Raw genomic sequence first — 18,190 nt, 5'->3', positions numbered from 1 at the left:
GAGCGCCTGATGTGCCGTCAGCGCCGGGGCAGCGTCAGCTCGAACCAGACGGTCTTTCCGGCCTTGGTACGGCTGGTGCCCCACTCACGGGCCAGGGTGGACACCACCCGCAGTCCGCGCCCGAACTCGTCGGTGGGGCGGGCACTGAGCAGGGTCGGCAGCTCGTGGTCGTCGTCATCCACCTCGCACAGCAAGGCGTCGCCACGGATGAGGCGCAGTTCGACCGGACGGCTGTGAGAGTGCCGTACGGCGTTGGTGACGAGCTCGCTCACCAGCAGCTCGGCGGTGTCGGCGAGTTTCGCGAGCCCCCAGTCGTGCAGCTGCTCACGGACCACGGCACGCGCGCGGGGGATCTCGGCGGGGTCGAGCCCCAGCCGCCACTCGGCGACGTCGTCGGCGTCGATGCCGTTGAGGCGGGCCATCAGAAGCGCCACGTCGTCCTTGCGGCCGCCGCGGGTGTTGAGGGCGCGGATGATCGAGTCGCAGGCGTCGTCCATCGAGGCGGCCGGGTGGGCCGCGGACTCGCTGAGGGTCGCCAGGCCCACGCCGATGTCCTCGCCGCGCACCTCGACCAGTCCGTCGGTGCACATGACGATCCGGTCGCCGGGCTCCACACGCACGCGTACCGCCTCGAACGCCACCCCGCCGACGCCGATCGGCGCACCGGTCGGCAGGTCGAGCAGCTCGCTGCGGCCGTTCTCGGCACGGACCAGGACGGGCGGGATGTGGCCCGCGTTGGCGATGTGCAGTTCGCCGGCGATCGGGTCGTAGACGGCGTACAGACAGGTCGCGAGGTAGGTGTCGCCGAGGCGCTGGGCGAGGTCGTCGAGGTTGCGCAGGAGCTGGGCGGGCGGCAGGTCCAGGGCGGCCATGGTCTGTACGGCCGTACGCAACTGGCCCATCATGGCGGCCGAGTTGAGGCCGTGGCCCATGACGTCGCCGACGACCAGGGCGGTGCGGGCGCCGGGCAGCTTGACGGAGTCGAACCAGTCGCCGCCGACGCGTCCCAGCAGGGTGCCGGGGAGGTAGCGGGTGGCGATGTCGCAGCCCGCCATGCGTGGCGGGATGTGCGGCAGCATGCTGTCCTGGAGGGTCTCGGCGACGCTCTCCTGGTAGGTGTACATGCGCGCGTTGTCGAGCACGAGCCCCGCGCGGGCGGCGAGTTCGGCGCCCGTGACCCTGTCCATGTCGTTGAAGACGGGCCGCTCGGGGTGGCGCAGCAGGATCATGAAGCCGAGCACCACGTTCCGGGCCTTGAGCGGTACGACCAGCATGGAGCGGTGGGTGATCAGGGGCCGGATGTCGCGCTTCTCGAACTGGGAGGCGATGGCGTGGCCCATCTCCTCGGTGATCCGCGGCACCAGGACGGGATCTCCGGTGGTCATGCACTGGAAGAACGGCGTGTGGGCCGGGAAGGGCATGGCCTCGCCGACCGGTACGACGTCGTCCCAGCGGCCGGGTTCGTCGGTGTGCTCGAGGGCGACCCGGTGCCACATGGTGGTGGTGTCCGGTACGCCGTCGGGGAACCCCTCGCCGGCGACGACCTGTTCGCGCAGATAGGTGCCGGCGACGTCCGTGAAGCGCGGCACGACGGCCCGGCTGACCTCGATGATGGTGGTCGCCAGGTCGAGGGAGGTGCCGATGCGGCCGCTGACCTCGTTGAGGAACTCCAGGTGTTCGCGGACTGCCGCGTACTCCAGGTCCTCGCCCTCGTCGGTGAGTTCCTGCGGCACCGGCAGCCCTTCGGCCGCGGCGCGGGCGGCGCGCTCGCGGCGGGCCCTGCGCTCGGCGCGGCGGGGCACACCCCAGTCGGGGGTGACGGGCACCCGGTCGTTCTGGCTGAACTCCAGGACGGGATAGCCCAGTTCGAGGACCTGCGCGACGATGCGGGCGCTCTCGTCGACGCTCATGCTGGGCAGGATCTCGGGCAGCCGTTGGGCCAGTTCCTCGGCGCCGGGGAAGTCGGTGTGCAGGGCGAAGCCGGGCGCGATCCGCTCGAACGCCAAGTCGCCCTCGACGCCGTCCGGTTCGTCCTGGCGGAGTCCGCCCGTGTCGGCGGCGAGCACGAGGAGCCGCTCCTGGCCGGGGCCCACCAGGGGGTACGCCCACCACAGCACGTCGACACGGTCCCTCCCCCGCCCTTCGGACGAGGGGACCCCCGTCTCGCTCCGCTCGGGGACGGTGAGGCGGGCGCGGCCCGCGGCGGGGTAGGAGAGCCTTCCGTCGAGGGAGGATTCGAGGTCGGGGCCGAGTCCGTCGTAGGCGGCGTACGTCCCGTAAGGCGGGGCGTCCTCCTCGTCGGGCAGCGCGCCGGAGACGGGCAGCAGGTCGACGGCCGCGCGGCCGATCGCCTCGTCCTTGGGCACGCCGAACAGGCGGCGTGCGCCGGTGCTCCAGTGGGACACGAGGCCGCCCCGGTCGACGACGACCACGGCCAGGGGGACACGGCCGGGGGCGGTCTGCCCGCTCACCGCGCCGTTCCCGGCTCCGCGGCTGGGAGGTGTGTCCCTCTCGGTGCCACGGTCAGCGCCACTTTCCATGGCCCAGGCCCTCTCTCCCCACGGCTCCGCAAGATCTGTGCCGCCTACTCCACCGTACGGCTCCGTCCGATGGCGATGTGCGGCAATGCGCGAATTGATGCCGCGCGTCGGCCCCCGCGCGCGGGGGCGTGCGCCGGGGGCAGGTTCAGTCCTCGTGTCCCAACCGCAGGTCCCGCTCGGTGAGCCCGCCACCGGCCAGTTGGAGCACGGTGGCGACCGGCGGGTAACCCGTCGCGATGACGGTGTACTCGCCGCAGGACAGGTCGACGAACCGGAACGTTCCGTCGGGCCCGGTGGTGAGCGTGTCGACGACGTTGCCCGCCGCGTCGAGCAGCGTCACGCGCGCGTCCTCGACGGCCCGTCCGCCACCCGCGCGTACGGTGCCGCGCAGGACGGCGCCGCCCGCGAGTTGGACGTCCTGGCGGGTCTCGCGGGCGGCCCGGACGCTGACGGGGAGCGCCGCCGGGCGGTACGCGGACGCGCCGGCGGACAGGGTGTACTCGCCGGCGACCAGCTCGGTGATGGCGTAACCGCCCTCGCGTCCGCTGCGGGTGGTGGCGACGACCTCGCCGTGCACGTCGGTGAGGGTGACGGTGGCGTCCCGCACGGGTGTGCCGTCCGCGGTGCGTACCTGCCCGGTGAGGCACCCGGCGCCGCCGAGGACGATGTCCAGCTCCACGGGGCGTTCGCCGACGGTGACGGGGACGGCCTGGGGCTGGTGTCCGCCGGCGGCGGCGATGAGCACGTACGCGCCCGAGCCGGGGGTGGACAGCGCGTACCGCCCGTCCTCGCCGCTCGCGCCCCGCCCGATCTGCTGCCCTGCCACGTCGATGAGCGTGAGCGCCGCGCGCGCCACGACGGTCCCGTCGGCGTGCTGGACCGTGCCGCGGACGGGGACTCCGGCGACGTGCTGCGAACGTGCCTGTGGGATCGGGGCCTTGACGGGTGCGGGCTCCCTTTCGTCGGCGTTGTGGGACACCAGCGGTTTCTCCTTGAGGAAGAAGGCGATGAGCAGGCCGAGGGCGAGCACCGGCACGAGGTACAGGAAGATCCGGGGCATGGCGTCGGCGTACGCCCGGATGCAGTCGTCCCGGAGCGCCGGGGGCAGCGCGTGGACGAGCTGCGGGGTGAGGGACTGCGGGTCGGGAACCTGTGCGCCCGCGCGCGTGGGGAGGCGTTCTTCGAGGGCGTCGGCGAGCCGGTGGGCGAACAGAGTGCCGAAGATCGCGGCGCCGACACTGCCACCGATCTGCCGGAAGTAGTTGTTGGCGCTGGTGGCGGTGCCGAGGTCGGCGGGGCGCACGGAGTTCTGCACGGCGAGGATCAGGACCGGCATCACCATGCCGATACCGGCGCCGAGGACGGCCATCCAGAGGCTGTACTGCAGCCGGGGCGTGTCCACTTGAAGGCGGGACAGCAGCCACATGCCGAGCGCGGAGACCGCGCTGCCGAGGACGGGATAGATCTTGTAGCGCCCGGTGTGGCTGATGAGCTGTCCCGCGACGATCGAGGCGCCGACGATCCCGCCCATCATGGGCAGCATCAGCAGCCCCGACTCGGTGGCGGAGGCCCCGTCGACCATCTGCAGGAAGGTCGGCAGATAGCTGGCGGCGCCGAACAGCGCGACGCCGATCACCAGGCCCACCAGACCGGTGACGTTGAAGACGGAGTCCCTGAACAGCCGCAGCGGGATGAGGGGTTCGGCGGCGAAGCGCTCGGTGAGGAGGAACAGCACGGTGGAGGCGGCCGCTCCCGCGCCGAGGCCGATGATGACGCGCGAGTCCCACGCGTACTCGGTGCCGCCCCAACTGGTCAGCAGCACCAGGCAGGTGGAGGCAGCGGCCAGCAGCAGCGCGCCCGGGACGTCGAACCGGGGCTTGGCCCGCGGCTTCGGGAGCTTCAGTACAACGGTGACGACGGCCAGGGTGACGAGGCCGAAGGGGACGTTGAAGTAGAAGCACCACCGCCAGGAGAGGTGGTCCGTGAAGTAACCGCCGAGCAGGGGGCCCGCGACGGAGGCGAGGCCGAAGGCGGCGCCGATGAGCCCCATGAAGCGACCGCGCTGCCGTGGCGGCACGATGTCCGCGATGATCGCCTGTACGCCGATCATGAGCCCGCCCGCGCCGACGCCCTGGACGGCGCGGAAGGCGATCAGCTGGTCCATGGACTGCGCCCGGCCGGCGAGTCCGGCACCGATCACGAAGACGACGATGGCGAACTGGAAGACGCCCTTGCGGCCGAGGAGATCGCCGAGCTTGCCGTAGATCGGCAGTCCCACGGTGGCCGTGAGCAGATAGGCGGTGATCGCCCAGGACATCCGGTCCAGGCCGTGCAGCTCGCCGACGATCTTCGGGAGCGCGGTGGCGACGATCATCTGCTCCAGGGCGGCGAGCAGCAGCGCCAGCATCAGCCCGAGGAAGACCAACCGCACCCGGCGCTGGCCCAGTTCGGCCGCCGCGGCCGGTGCGGGGGCGGCGGCCTGCGGGAGCGCCGCTTCCTCGTGCACCAAAGTGGACCCGCCCACGTACCGCTCCCCTCGTCGCGCTGCCGCGCCGATTTCCGGCTGAAAACCGGCCCAAATCGACAACTACGAGCAAGCGCGACGAGTTACGGCGTTCCGGCGTGTCGAACGGAGATCCACTCGAACCGGTGAGGGGTCAACAGCCCCTGCTCACCGCGGACTTACTTCTCGACCTCGGTGGCCAGCCTGACGAGCACCGCGTCGTAGATCCGGGCGAGGCCCTTGGGTGCGAAGGTCTTCTCGAAGAAGCCGCCGATGCCGCCCGCGCCGTTCCAGACGGTGGTGACGACGACGCGGGACCTGCCCTCGCCGGCCGGGGTGACCGTCCAGGTGGTCACCATGGAGGAGTTGCGGTCCTTCTCGACGAGCTGTCCGTCGGTGGGCTCGCTGACCTCCAGGAGGCAGTCGCGGACGCGCTTGTTGGTGGCCTGGAGCTTCCAGTGGACGAGGGTGCCCTCGCCGTCGCCGCCCTCGCGCACCTCGTACTCGCTGAAGTGCTCGGGCAGCACCTTCGCGCGCGTGCCGCTGTAGTCGGCGAGGGCGTCGAACACCTTCTCCGCGTCCGCCGCGACGACTCGCTCCGTAGTGGCCTCGACCTGCGCCATCGATTTCCTCCAGGACTTGCTTTCTCGGGGTGGGGGCAAGCCAACCACCCCCGCCCACGGCCGCCCAAATCGGGGTGCCCCCGGGGGCGCCCCCGGGGCTCGAAGCGATCAGAAACCGCCCTTGCACGGAAATTCGAACACGTGTTTCACTCTGGGAGCAGCGCTACCGAGGAGGCGTCATGCGCTGGGAGAACCTCACAGCCGAGTCCGGCGGCCACAGCCGGACGGCCGACGCCGCGCTGTTCGGCGCGGACGCCGTGGTCAGCAGGCAGTTCGACACACCCGAGTTCAGAGGGATCACCTTCCACGAGGTGCGGGCCCGGTCGATCATCAACCGGGTGCCGGGCGCCTCGCGGATGCCCTTCGAGTGGACGCTCAACCCGTACCGCGGGTGCTCGCACGCGTGCGTGTACTGCTTCGCCCGCAAGACGCACACCTATCTGGACCTCGACTCGGGTCTCGACTTCGACTCGCAGATCGTGGTCAAGGTGAACGCCGCGGAGCTGCTGCGCCGCCAGCTCGGCTCACGCCGCTGGCAGGGCGAGCACATAGCGATGGGCACCAACGTCGACTGCTACCAGCGTGCCGAGGGCCGCTACCGCCTGATGCCGGGCATCCTGTCCGCCCTGCGCGACCACGCGAACCCCTTCTCGATCCTGACCAAGGGCACGCTGATCCTGCGCGACCTGGACCTGCTGGTGCAGGCGTCCGAGGTGACGGACGTCGGCATCTCGGTCTCGGTCGGCTTCACCGACCCCGAGCTGTGGCGCACCGTGGAGCCGGGTACGCCGGCGCCGGAGCGCCGCCTGGACGTCGTGCACACCCTCGCCGAGCACGGCATCGGATGCGGGGTCCTGATGGCCCCGGTGCTCCCGTTCCTGAGCGACCACCCGAACCAGCTGCGGGCCACCGTGCGCGCCATCGCGGCCGCCGGCGCCACCTCCGTCACGCCTCTGGTGCTGCATCTGCGCCCGGGCGCGCGCGAGTGGTTCATGGCCTGGCTGACCCACCATCACCCGCACCTGGTGCGACGTTACGAGCGCCTGTACGCGGACGGCGCCTATGCCCCGAAGTGGTACCAGCGCCGGATCACCCGTCAGGTCCACGAGCTGGCACAGGAGTACGGGATCGGCCCCACGCGCGCGGGGATGCCACGGCGGATCCCGCCGGCGGAGCCGGTCGAAGCGGCCGTGTCCGAACCAACCCAACTCACGCTGATTTGAGAGCGTTCGAGCGCATCCCTCGATCCGATTGGGTCAAGTATCGCCAGAACGAGTTCTTCCGGACGTGCTTTCCGGGACGATGCGGTTCGGACCGTGAGACTCGCGGTCCGAAGCCCCTCCGTCCTGGGAGGACTCCATGAGAAAACGCGCAGCCGTGCTGTGCGGCGCCGCCGTCGTCGTGGCCGGGACCGTCACGGCCGTCCCCGCTGACGCGAGCGCCCCGAACAGCGCGGAAACCGCTCACGCGGCGAAACTCACCTGGAAGAAATGCGGCACGACCGACTACCCGACGCTCCAGTGCGCGTCCCTCAAGGTGCCGCTCGACCACCGGCATCCGCACGGGAAGCAGATCACGCTCGCCCTGTCGCGCGTGCCGCACACCGCGAAGAAGAGCCAGGGCCCGCTGCTGGTCAACCCCGGCGGCCCCGGCGGCAGTGGTCTCACGCTCGCGGGGTTCGTCGCGTCCTCGCTGCCCAAGGCGGTCGCGGCACAGTACGACGTCATCGGCTTCGACCCGCGCGGGGTGGGCAAGAGCAAGCCCGCCCTCGACTGCAAGCCGGGCTACTTCAACCCGGTGCGCCCGGACTCCGTGCCCAGCACGCCGGCCCTGGAGCGGGCCAACCTCCAGCGCGCCAAGTCCTTCGCCGACGCCTGCGGCAAGAAGTACGCGGGCGTGCTGCCGTACATCAACACGATCCAGGCCGTGCAGGACATGGACTCGATCCGTGCGGCCACGGGCTGGAAGAAGACCAGCTACTTCGGCTACTCGTACGGCACCTACCTGGGCGCGGTCTACGCCAAGCTCTTCCCGCAGCGGGTCAGGCGTCTGGTCCTGGACTCGATCGTGGACCCGACGGGGGTCTGGTACGACGACAACATCGGGCAGGACTACGCCTTCAACGACCGGCACCTGGCGCTGATGTCCTGGATCGCCAAGTACAACTCGACGTACAAGCTCGGCACCGATCCGGAGAAGATCGAGGCCAAGTGGTACGCCATGCGCAAGGCCCTCGCCAAGAAGCCGGCGGGCGGCAAGGTGGGCGCCTCCGAGCTGGAGGACACCTTCATCCCGGGCGGCTACTACAACGGCTACTGGCCCTACCTGGCCGAGGCGTTCGCGGCCTATGTGAACGACAAGAACGCCGATCCGCTGGTCGAGGCGTACGAGAACTTCGCCGCGGTCGACGCGTCGGGGGACAACGGCTACAGCATCTACACCTCGGTGCAGTGCCGTGACGCCTCCTGGCCGCGGGACTGGAACCAGTGGCGCAAGGACAACTGGGCGGTGTACGACAAGGCGCCGTTCATGGCCTGGAACAACGCCTGGTACAACGCGCCGTGCGCGTTCTGGCCGACCCGCTCGATGCAGCCGGTCAACATCGCCAACGGCAAGCTGCCGCCGGTGCTGCTGTTCCAGGCGACCAACGACGCGGCCACCCCCTACGTGGGCGGTCTCACGGTCCACCGTCTGCTGGCCGGTTCGAGCTTCGTGGTCGAGCAGGGCGGCGGGAACCACGGCATCACGCTGGGCGGGAACGCCTGCCTGGACAAGTACCTCGCGAACTACCTGTACGACGGTACGGTGCCGCGCAGCGGCGGCGAGATCGACGCGGTCTGCCAGAAGCTGCCCGACCCGAAGCCGCTGAGCTCGAAGGCGGCGGCGACGACGACGTCGGGGTCGTCGCGGGGCGCGACCCTGCACGGCATGCTCGGCTTCCGCGGCTGAGCGGTTGACCGACCGTCGGGGGCGGGCGTTGTCAGACCCATGGTCCACCATGGACGCATGAGTGAGCTGACCAGGATTCCCGCCCCCGACGGTGTCTTCCCCGCCGCCCAGTGCAGCCACGTCGTCATGGGCACCGGCCGCTTCGTGGCGATCGCCGGCCAGCTCGCCCTGGACGAGGACGGCGAACTCGTCGGCGAGGGCGACCCGGAGGCACAGGCCCGCCAGGTCTTCGAGAACCTCGGCCGCTGCCTGGCGTCGGCCGGCGCGGCCTTCGACGACATCGTCAAACTCACCTACTTCGTCACGGACATGGCCCACCTGCCCGCGATCCGCACGGCCCGCGCCGCCCACATACCCGACGACCGCCTCCCGGCCGCCTCGGCCGTACAGGTCGCCTCGCTGGTCCGGCCCGAGTTCCTGATGGAGATCGAGGCGTTCGCGGTCGTGGGCGAATAATCAGCGGCGGGCCCGATCCGCTCCTGCCTAGGGTGCGGCCATGGACGACCGCATCCTTGTTCGCGACATGACCCTCGCCGACTGCGAGCGCGTGGCCGAGATCCGCGTCGCCGGCTGGCAGACCGCGTACCAAGGGATCATCCCGCAGCCCCACCTCGACGCGATGAGCGTGCCGGAGGACACCGAGCGCCGCCGCATGCGCTTCCTGGAGGGCAACCCGGGTGTGGAGAACCTGGTCGCCGAGCAGGACGGTGAGATCGTCGGCTGGATCTGCCACGGCCCGTACCGGGACGGCGAACTGCGCACCGAGGACGCCGAGTTGTACGCGATCTACATCGACCCGGCCCACTTCGGCGCGGGCGTGGGGCGGACCCTGATCGAGGAGTCCATACGGCGCTGCTCGTCCGCCGGACACCCCCGCATGTACCTCTGGGTGCTCAAGAAGAACGCCCGCGCCCGCCGCTTCTACGAGGCGTCCGGCTTCCGCCCCGACGGCACCGAGGAATCCTTCGAGGTGGACGGCGTGGAGGTCCCGGAGATGCGGTACGCCAGGGACCTCGCCGACTGACCCACCGTCACCTCTGCTTCGGAATCCGCCCCAGCGCCCGTACCGCCGCCTCCGCGAGGGCCGGATGTGCCAGGGCCTCGTTCAGTACGGACCTCGCGCGGGCGTCCTCCAGCGTGCCGAGGCCCTCCACGCAGGCGAGGGCGACGCGACGGTACGGGTCGTGCGGGCGCAGCCGTCGCTCCAGGGTGGTGATCAGGGCCGGCACGGACTCGGGGGCGCGCAGCTCGGTCAGGAGGCGGACCGGGTGCAGGGCGTAGGCGACGCGGAGTTCGTTGGTGGCGAGGGCGGCCGCCGCGCGGGCCGTGCGCGGGTCGCCGAGCCGGGCGAGGGCGTACGCGGCGGAGGCACAGCGCTGCGGGTCGCGGTGGTTGAGGAAGAGGACGAGGGACTCGAAGGCGCGCCGGTCGCCCGCCAGCCCCAGCCGGAACGCCGCCAGCTCCCGGGCCCACAGCGGCTGTCCGGGCTCGGTGAGCACCGCGGCCAGCTCGTCGAGGTCCTCGACCGCCAGCAGGCGGTCACACGCGGCGGACCCGCCCGACTCCTCTCGTAAACGCTCCGTGAGCGATCGCAACTCTTCGTCCATGGATCCGAGACTAGAGGGACCGACGATCTCTCGGGACGTACATCACAAACACGGGGACTAGCGCGCTCGTTACCCGCCGGTTAAGCTCAGAAGAGCGAGTTACCCACTCGCATACCCGCTTACGACGGCCTGGTGACGCAGCCGTCGTGAGAAGAAGCAGTCGGTTCGGTACATCAGGTACCGCAGCACGACCCGGCCTCGGGACAGGGCCGGTCGGATTCCCGCCGTTCGCCGCAGGCGTGTGCACGCCCACAGCGACGGCACCGGGCGTGTGCGCTTGCAGCCCGGCAACACCCGCACTTCTTCACGCACCCGGTGTGCCATGGCTCCTCCTCCGGTCGAGCCTCCTTCGGCGCACCCGGGCGCACTCCCAGTCGTCACCCTCATTCCTGGAGTCCCGCGATGGCCACTCCCCTGTCCGACACCCCTCTGTCCCAGCTCAAGACCATTGCCGTCGTCGGCCTCGGCACCATGGGCACCGGTATCACCGAGGTCCTCGCCAAGGCCGGTCGCGAGGTCGTCGGCATCGACATCAGCGAGGCCGCGGCCGCCCAGTCGGTCGCCGCCCTGGAGGCCGCCACCGTCCGCGCCGTGAAGAAGGGCCGGCTGACCGAGCAGGAGCGCTCCGACGTCCTCGCCCGCGTCCGCACCTCCACCGACCTGGGCGCGGCGGCCGACGCCGACCTGGTCATCGAGGTGGCTCCGGAGTCGTACGAGATCAAGCACCAGATCTTCCGCGAGCTCGACGGGATCGTGCGCCCGGAGACCATCCTGGCGACCGGCACCAATGCCCTGTCCGTGACCCGTCTGGCCGCCGACTCGGCCCGTCCGGAGCGCGTGCTCGGCCTGCACTTCTTCAACCCGGCGCCGGCGATGAGGCTGGTCGAGGTCGTCTCCTCGGTGCTCACCGCGCCGACCGCCGTCGCCGCGGTCACCAACCTCGCGCTGGACCTCGGCAAGGAGCCCGTCGCGGTCGGCGACCGGCCCGGATTCGTCGCCGACGGGCTGCTGTTCGGCTACCTCAACCAGGCCGCCGCGATGTACGAGGCCAAGTACGCCTCCCGCGAGGACATCGACGCGGCGATGCGGCTCGGCTGCGGCCTCCCGATGGGTCCGCTGGCGCTGCTCGACCTGATCGGCGTCGACACCGCCCGCACGGTCCTGGACGCCATGTACGCCGAGTCCCACGACCGGCTGCACGCCCCCGCCCCGATCCTCAAGCAGCTCAGCGAGGCGGGCCTGACGGGCCGTAAGTCGGGACGCGGCTTCTACACCTACGAGGCCCCCGGCAGCGCCACCGTCGTGCGGGACGCGCTGACGCCGCTGGAGGGCGCCGCCCTCACCCCGGGCCGCGAGATCCGCTCCGTCGGTGTCGCCGGCTCCGGCACGATGGCCTCCGGAATCGCCGAGGTCTTCGCCAAGGCCGGCTACGAGGTGGTCCTGGCCGCCCGCAGCGAGGAGAAGGCGCAGACCGCCAAGGCCCGTATCGGCAAGTCGCTTTCGCGCTCTGTCGACAAGGGCCGGATGACCGCCGAGGCCGCCGCGCAGACCCTGGAGCGGATCACCCCGGCGGGCTCCTACGACGCCTTCGCGGACGTCGATCTGGCCGTCGAGGCGGTCGCCGAGGATCTGGCGATCAAGCAGCAGCTTTTCGCGACGCTGGACAAGGTCTGCAAGCCGGGCGCGGTGCTGGCCACCACGACGTCCTCGCTGCCGGTCGTCGCCTGCGCCCGTGCCACCTCGCGTCCGCAGGACGTGATCGGGATGCACTTCTTCAACCCGGCGCCGGCGATGAAGCTGGTCGAGGTCGTCCGTACGGTGTTGACGGCCGAGGACGTCCACTCGACGGTCCGCGAGGTCTGCGTCCGGATCAAGAAGCACGCCGTCGACTGTGGCGACCGAGCGGGCTTCATCGTGAACGCGTTGCTTTTCCCCTACCTCAACAACGCGATCAAGATGGTGCAGGAGCACTATGCGTCTCTCGACGACATCGACGCGGCGATGAGGCTGGGCGGCGGCTACCCGATGGGCCCCTTCGAGCTGCTGGACGTCGTCGGGCTCGATGTCTCCCTTGCGATCGAGAAGGTCCTGCACCGCGAGTTCCGCGACCCGGGCCTGGCTCCGGCACCGCTCCTGGAGCACCTGGTGGCCGCGGGCTGCCTCGGCCGGAAGACGGGCCGTGGCTTCCGCGAATATGCCCGCCGCTGACGGCGCCGGCGACTGGTTCAGAGGCGGGACGGACTGGGGCGGGCTGCTCGACCCGAGCAGCCACCCCGTCCCCGCCGGGCCCGGCACACCCCCGCCCACCTCGGGCGGGGGAAACCCCGTACCTGCGCAGCGAGCTGCACACATGCAGTACGTTCGGGTCATGCCCCAGCCCGCCAAGTCCTCACGTACACCAGCTACGCCCGACGCGCCGGAAAGTGCCGCAGGCAGTCGCGCCGCCGCCCAGCGGCTCAAGATGCGCCGAGAACTGGCGGCCGCGGCGATGGAGCTGTTCGCGACCAAGGGGTACGAGGCGACCACCGTCGACGAGATCGCGGCCGCGGCCGGGGTCGCGCGCCGCACCTTCTTCCGTCACTTCCGCTCCAAGGAAGAGGCGATCTTCCCCGACCACGACGACACGTTGATCCGCGCGGAGGCCGTGCTCAACGCGGCTCCCTCGCACGAGCATCCACTCGACACGGTGTGCCGCGGTATCAAGGAAGTCATGCGGATGTACGCGGCCCGCCCGGAGATCTCGGTCGCCCGCTACAAGCTCACGCGCGAGGTGCCCACCCTGCGCGAGGCGGAGATCGCGTCGGTGGCCCGCTACGAGCGCCTCTTCACCCGTTACCTCCTCGGCCACTTCGACGAGCACGCCCACGACGACGACGCCAACGACGACCCGCTGCTCGCGGAGGTCGCCGCGTCCGCGGTCGTCACCGCCCACAACCACGTCCTCAGACGCTGGCTGCGGGCGGGCGGCCAGGGCGATGTGGAGGCGCAGCTGGACCACGCGTTCGCGATCGTCCGCAAGACGTTCGGGACGGGCATCGGAGCGGGCCGCACGACGGCCCCGACGCCGTCGGCCGGCGCGACGGTCTCCACCCAGGGCGAGGTGCTCGTCGCCGTCGCCCGCACGGACGCCCCGCTGGACGAGGTCATGCGCACCATCGAGCAGGCACTCAAGGAGCGCTGAGGAGCTTCGCAGCACTGTGATGACGGCCACCCTTCGGGGTGGCCGTTTTGCCATGTCAGAGCCCCTTTTCGAGCGGATTTCAGCGGCCGTTCGATCGATCATCGCTCATTTGTTACGTAAAGATTTCACCTGAGAGCAATCTCTGGCACTCAGTGCCTTGCGAGGTGACACGCGGTGTCATACGTTGAAGGAGTCCGGGCGGCCGGCGTGCAGAGACCATACGCACGTCGGCTGTCCCCTCAAGCCAATGGCTTGCGCGCCCGGACGCCTGCGTCACAGGCAACCTCCCGCGCCACAAAGCGCTGCCGAACAGCACCACCGCCGAACCGACGGCACTTCCCCAAACCCTCAGCAGCACACCGACGTAACCCTCAGCACCCCTCCCTCAGGGTGCGCATCGCCGGAGGCAACACCGTGACCGTGAAGGACATCCTGGACGCGATCCAGTCGACCGACTCGACGCCGGCCGACTTCGCCGCACTGCCGCTCCCCGAGTCGTATCGCGCGATCACCGTGCACAAGGACGAGACGGAGATGTTCGCGGGCCTGGAGACCCGCGACAAGGACCCGCGCAAGTCGATCCACCTGGACGAGGTTCCGCTGCCGGAGCTCGGCCCGGGCGAGGCCCTGGTGGCCGTGATGGCCTCCTCGGTCAACTACAACTCCGTGTGGACCTCGATCTTCGAGCCCCTGTCGACCTTCGGGTTCCTGGAGCGCTACGGCCGCACCAACGAGCTGGCCAAGCGCCACGACCTGCCGTACCACATCATCGGCTCCGACCTCGCGGGCGTCGTCCTGCGCACCGGCCCGGGCGTCAACGCCTGGAAGCCGGGCGACGAGGTCGTCGCGCACTGCCTCTCCGTCGAACTGGAGTCCTCGGACGGCCACAACGACACGATGCTCGACCCCGAGCAGCGCATCTGGGGCTTCGAGACCAACTTCGGCGGTCTCGCCGAGGTCGCGCTCGTCAAGTCCAACCAGCTGATGCCGAAGCCGGACCATCTGAGCTGGGAGGAGGCCGCCGCTCCGGGCCTGGTCAACTCGACCGCGTACCGCCAGCTGGTCTCCCGCAACGGCGCCGGCATGAAGCAGGGCGACAACATCCTGATCTGGGGCGCGAGTGGCGGACTCGGCTCGTACGCCACGCAGTTCGCACTGGCCGGTGGCGCCAACCCCATCTGTGTGGTGAGCAGCCCCCAGAAGGCGGACATCTGCCGGGCGATGGGCGCCGAGGCGATCATCGACCGCAACGCCGAGGGCTACAAGTTCTGGAAGGACGAGCACCACCAGGACCCGAAGGAGTGGAAGCGCTTCGGCAAGCGCATCCGTGAGCTCACCGGCGGCGAGGACGTCGACATCGTCTTCGAGCACCCCGGCCGCGAGACCTTCGGTGCCTCCGTCTACGTCACGCGCAAGGGCGGCACCATCGTCACCTGCGCCTCGACCTCGGGCTACAACCACGAGTACGACAACCGCTACCTGTGGATGTCCCTGAAGCGGATTATCGGCTCGCACTTCGCCAACTACCGCGAGGCCTGGGAGGCCAACCGGCTGATCGCGAAGGGCAAGATCCACCCGACCCTGTCGAAGGTCTACTCCCTGGAGGAGACCGGTCAGGCCGCCTACGACGTGCACCGCAACCTCCACCAGGGCAAGGTCGGCGTGCTGTGCCTCGCCCCCGAGGAGGGCCTCGGCGTGCGCGACGAGGAGATGCGCGCCCAGCACATCGACGCCATCAACCGCTTCCGCAACATCTGAGACACCCGGGGTCATAGATGACTGAGCGTCAGCCCGCCGAAGGCACGCGGGAGAAGGACCGGCCGTGGCTCATGCGCACGTACGCCGGCCACTCCACCGCCGAGGCGTCCAACGAGCTGTACCGGCGCAACCTCGCCAAGGGCCAGACCGGTCTGTCGGTCGCGTTCGACCTGCCGACCCAGACCGGCTACGACTCCGACCACATCCTCGCCCGCGGCGAGGTCGGCCGGGTCGGTGTGCCGGTGGCGCACCTCGGTGACATGCGCCGGCTGTTCCAGGACATCCCCCTGGAGCAGATGAACACCTCGATGACGATCAACGCCACCGCCATGTGGCTGCTGGCGCTCTACCAGGTCGTCGCCGAGGAGCAGGGTGCGGACATCACCAGGCTCCAGGGCACGACCCAGAACGACATCGTCAAGGAATACCTGTCGCGGGGAACCCATGTCTTCCCGCCGGGGCCCTCACTCCGGCTGACGACGGACATGATCGCGTACACGGTCTCCCACATACCGAAGTGGAACCCGATCAACATCTGCAGCTACCACCTGCAGGAGGCGGGCGCCACGCCGGTCCAGGAGATCGCCTACGCGATGTCCACCGCGATCGCGGTTCTCGATGCCGTACGCGATTCAGGGCAGGTCCCCGCCGAGAAGTTCGGGGACGTCGTGGCCCGTATCTCCTTCTTCGTGAACGCGGGTGTCCGCTTCATCGAGGAGATGTGCAAGATGCGGGCGTTCGGGCGGATCTGGGACAAGGTCACGCGCGAGCGGTACGGCATCGAGAACCCCAAGCAGCGCCGTTTCCGGTACGGCGTCCAGGTCAACTCCCTGGGTCTGACCGAGGCGCAGCCGGAGAACAACGTCCAGCGGATCGTGCTCGAGATGCTGGCCGTGACCCTCTCCAAGGACGCACGCGCTCGTGCCGTCCAACTCCCGGCCTGGAACGAGGCGTTGGGCCTGCCCCGCCCCTGGGACCAGCAGTGGTCCCTGCGTATCCAGCAGGTACTCGCCCACGAGAGCGACCTGCTGGAGTACGAGGACATCTTCGAGGGCTCGCATGTCATCGAGGCGAAGGTGGCCACGCTGGTCGAGGAGTCCCTGGCGGAGATCGAGCGGATCCAGGAGATGGGCGGTGCGATGGCCGCCGTGGAGTCCGGCTACCTCAAGTCGCAGCTCGTCTCCTCGCACGCGGAGCGCAGGGCTCGCATCGAGTCCGGTCAAGAGAAGATCGTCGGCGTCAACATCTTCGAGACGACCGAGCCGAATCCGCTGACGGCCGATCTCGACACGGCGATCCAGACGGTCGATCCGGCCGTCGAGGCCCGCGTCATCGCCTCGCTCCAGCACTGGCGCGACACCCGTTACCAGCCGCCCTTCAACCACCCGCGCCCGTGCAAGGCGCTGGAGAAGCTGAAGGAGGCCGCCAAGGGCACCGACAACCTCATGGAGGCCACCCTGGAGTGCGCCCGCGCAGGTGTCACCACCGGCGAGTGGGCCGGGGCCCTGCGCGAGGTGTTCGGGGAGTTCCGGGCTCCGACGGGCGTCTCGTCGGCGCCGGTGGCGATCGCCGCGGCGGAGGGCTCGGCGCTGAGTGAGGTGCGCCGCAAGGTGGACGCCACCGCCCGTGACCTCGGCGTCGGCAAGCTGCGCTTCCTGGTCGGCAAGCCGGGCCTGGACGGGCACTCCAACGGCGCCGAGCAGATCGCCGTGCGGGCCCGTGACGCCGGCTTCGAGGTGGTCTACCAGGGCATCAGGCTGACGCCCGAGCAGATCGTGGACGCGGCCCTCGCCGAGGACGTGCACGCGGTCGGCCTGTCCATCCTCTCCGGCTCGCACGCCCAACTGGTGCCGGATGTCCTGGAACGGCTCCGTGTGGCCGGTGCCACAGATATACCCGTCATCGCCGGTGGGATCATCCCCCATGGCGACGCCGAACAGCTCAGGGCTGCGGGCGTGGCCGCGGTCTTCACCCCGAAGGACTTCGACATCACCGGGATCATCGGCCGCATCGTCGACGAGATCCGGAAAGCGAACAAGCTCGACCCCCTGGAGGTCCCCGCATGACCACGCCCGTCAACCGTCTGCGTCCGCGACGCTCCTGCCTCGCGGTCCCCGGAAGCAACCCCCGCTTCCTGGAGAAGGCGCAGGGCCTCCCGGCCGACCAGGTCTTCCTCGATCTGGAGGACGCGTGTGCCCCGCTCGCCAAGCCCGAGGCACGGCACACGATCGTCAAGTTCCTCAACGAGGGCGACTGGACCGGCAAGACGAGGGTCGTGCGCGTCAACGACTGGACGACCGAGTGGACGTACCGCGACGTCGTGACGGTCGTCGAGGGCGCCGGGCAGAACCTCGACTGCATCATGCTGCCGAAGGTGCAGACGGCCCAGCAGGTCGTCGCCCTGGACCTGCTGCTGACGCAGATCGAGAAGACGATGGGCTTCGAGGTCGGCAAGATCGGCATCGAGGCGCAGATCGAGAACGCCCAGGGCCTCAACAACGTCAACGAGATCGCGACGGCCTCCCAGCGCGTCGAGACGATCATCTTCGGCCCGGCCGACTTCATGGCGTCGATCAACATGAAGTCGCTCGTCGTGGGCGAGCAGCCGCCCGGCTACCCGGCGGACGCCTACCACTACATCCTGATGAAGATCCTGATGGCCGCCCGCGCCAACAACCTCCAGGCGATCGACGGCCCCTACCTGCAGATCCGCAACATCGACGGCTACCGCGAGGTCGCCCAGCGCGCCGCCGCCCTCGGTTTCGACGGCAAGTGGGTGCTGCACCCGGGCCAGGTCGAGGCGTCCAACGAGATCTTCTCGCCCTCCCAGGAGGACTACGACCACGCCGAGCTGATCCTGGACGCGTACGACTACTACACGTCCGAGGCGGGCGGCAAGAAGGGCTCCGCGATGCTCGGCGACGAGATGATCGACGAGGCCAGCCGCAAGATGGCGCTGGTCATCTCCGGCAAGGGCCGCGCCGCCGGCATGCAGCGCACGTCGAAGTTCGAGATCCCGGAGGCCTGAG

At 70.0% G+C, this 18,190-nt stretch carries 13 protein-coding genes; 9 read left to right on the top strand and 4 right to left on the bottom strand.

Going from position 1 to position 18,190, the window contains the following annotated elements; all coding sequences use genetic code 11:
* Positions 1–17 precede the first annotated feature (17 nt).
* From ACWC09_RS15330 to ACWC09_RS15320, 3 genes are all read right to left on the bottom strand, one after another.
* A complete protein-coding gene (locus tag ACWC09_RS15330; protein ID WP_450851009.1) occupies positions 18–2,540 on the bottom strand; it encodes a SpoIIE family protein phosphatase in 2,523 nt (840 codons plus the stop codon).
* A 145-nt stretch (positions 2,541–2,685) separates the two neighbouring features.
* Entirely contained in the window at positions 2,686–5,064 is a 2,379-nt protein-coding gene (locus tag ACWC09_RS15325; RefSeq protein ID WP_450851008.1) for an MFS transporter, read from the bottom strand.
* Between the two features lie 158 nt (positions 5,065–5,222).
* A complete protein-coding gene (locus ACWC09_RS15320; RefSeq protein WP_450851007.1) occupies positions 5,223–5,666 on the bottom strand; it encodes an SRPBCC family protein in 444 nt (147 codons plus the stop codon).
* A gap of 179 nt (positions 5,667–5,845) precedes the next feature.
* Between ACWC09_RS15320 and ACWC09_RS15315 the strand changes: the two genes are divergently transcribed.
* The 4 genes from ACWC09_RS15315 (at position 5,846) to ACWC09_RS15300 (ending at position 9,639) form a co-directional block, all read left to right on the top strand.
* Entirely contained in the window at positions 5,846–6,889 is a 1,044-nt protein-coding gene (locus ACWC09_RS15315; RefSeq protein ID WP_450851006.1) for an Rv2578c family radical SAM protein, read from the top strand.
* 136 nt (positions 6,890–7,025) lie between these two features.
* Positions 7,026–8,615, top strand: coding sequence for an alpha/beta hydrolase (locus tag ACWC09_RS15310; RefSeq protein ID WP_450851005.1), 1,590 nt, complete (start codon positions 7,026–7,028; stop codon positions 8,613–8,615).
* A 57-nt stretch (positions 8,616–8,672) separates the two neighbouring features.
* Complete coding sequence (locus tag ACWC09_RS15305; protein WP_450851004.1) at positions 8,673–9,071, top strand: RidA family protein; 399 nt, start codon at positions 8,673–8,675, stop codon at positions 9,069–9,071.
* Positions 9,072–9,111: 40 nt separating this feature from the next.
* A complete protein-coding gene (locus tag ACWC09_RS15300) occupies positions 9,112–9,639 on the top strand; it encodes an N-acetyltransferase family protein (RefSeq protein WP_450851003.1) in 528 nt (175 codons plus the stop codon).
* A 7-nt stretch (positions 9,640–9,646) separates the two neighbouring features.
* Here the strand turns inward: ACWC09_RS15300 and ACWC09_RS15295 are convergent, their stop codons facing one another.
* A complete protein-coding gene (locus tag ACWC09_RS15295) occupies positions 9,647–10,222 on the bottom strand; it encodes an adenylosuccinate lyase (protein ID WP_450851002.1) in 576 nt (191 codons plus the stop codon).
* A gap of 402 nt (positions 10,223–10,624) precedes the next feature.
* Here ACWC09_RS15295 and ACWC09_RS15290 point away from each other — a divergent pair, with 402 nt between their 5' ends.
* The 5 genes from ACWC09_RS15290 to ACWC09_RS15270 all read left to right on the top strand — a co-directional run bounded on the left by ACWC09_RS15290 (position 10,625) and on the right by ACWC09_RS15270 (position 18,189).
* Positions 10,625–12,430 carry a 3-hydroxyacyl-CoA dehydrogenase family protein gene (locus ACWC09_RS15290; protein WP_450851001.1) on the top strand — a complete coding sequence of 602 codons (1,806 nt, stop codon included), beginning with the start codon at positions 10,625–10,627 and terminating at the stop codon, positions 12,428–12,430.
* 160 nt (positions 12,431–12,590) lie between these two features.
* Positions 12,591–13,403, top strand: a complete 813-nt coding sequence (locus tag ACWC09_RS15285) for a TetR family transcriptional regulator (protein ID WP_450851000.1) — start codon at positions 12,591–12,593, stop codon at positions 13,401–13,403.
* 414 nt (positions 13,404–13,817) lie between these two features.
* Positions 13,818–15,161 carry a crotonyl-CoA carboxylase/reductase gene (gene ccrA, locus ACWC09_RS15280; RefSeq protein ID WP_450850999.1) on the top strand — a complete coding sequence of 448 codons (1,344 nt, stop codon included), beginning with the start codon at positions 13,818–13,820 and terminating at the stop codon, positions 15,159–15,161.
* A gap of 17 nt (positions 15,162–15,178) precedes the next feature.
* Positions 15,179–17,227, top strand: a complete 2,049-nt coding sequence (locus tag ACWC09_RS15275) for a protein meaA (protein ID WP_450850998.1) — start codon at positions 15,179–15,181, stop codon at positions 17,225–17,227.
* Positions 17,224–18,189 carry an HpcH/HpaI aldolase/citrate lyase family protein gene (locus tag ACWC09_RS15270; protein ID WP_099932428.1) on the top strand — a complete coding sequence of 322 codons (966 nt, stop codon included), beginning with the start codon at positions 17,224–17,226 and terminating at the stop codon, positions 18,187–18,189. Before ACWC09_RS15275 ends, ACWC09_RS15270 begins: the two co-directional genes overlap by 4 nt.
* Position 18,190 lies beyond the last annotated feature (1 nt).

This window comes from Streptomyces sp. NPDC001617, from assembly GCF_053596855.1.
This window is presented reverse-complemented; position numbering and strand designations above follow the sequence as displayed.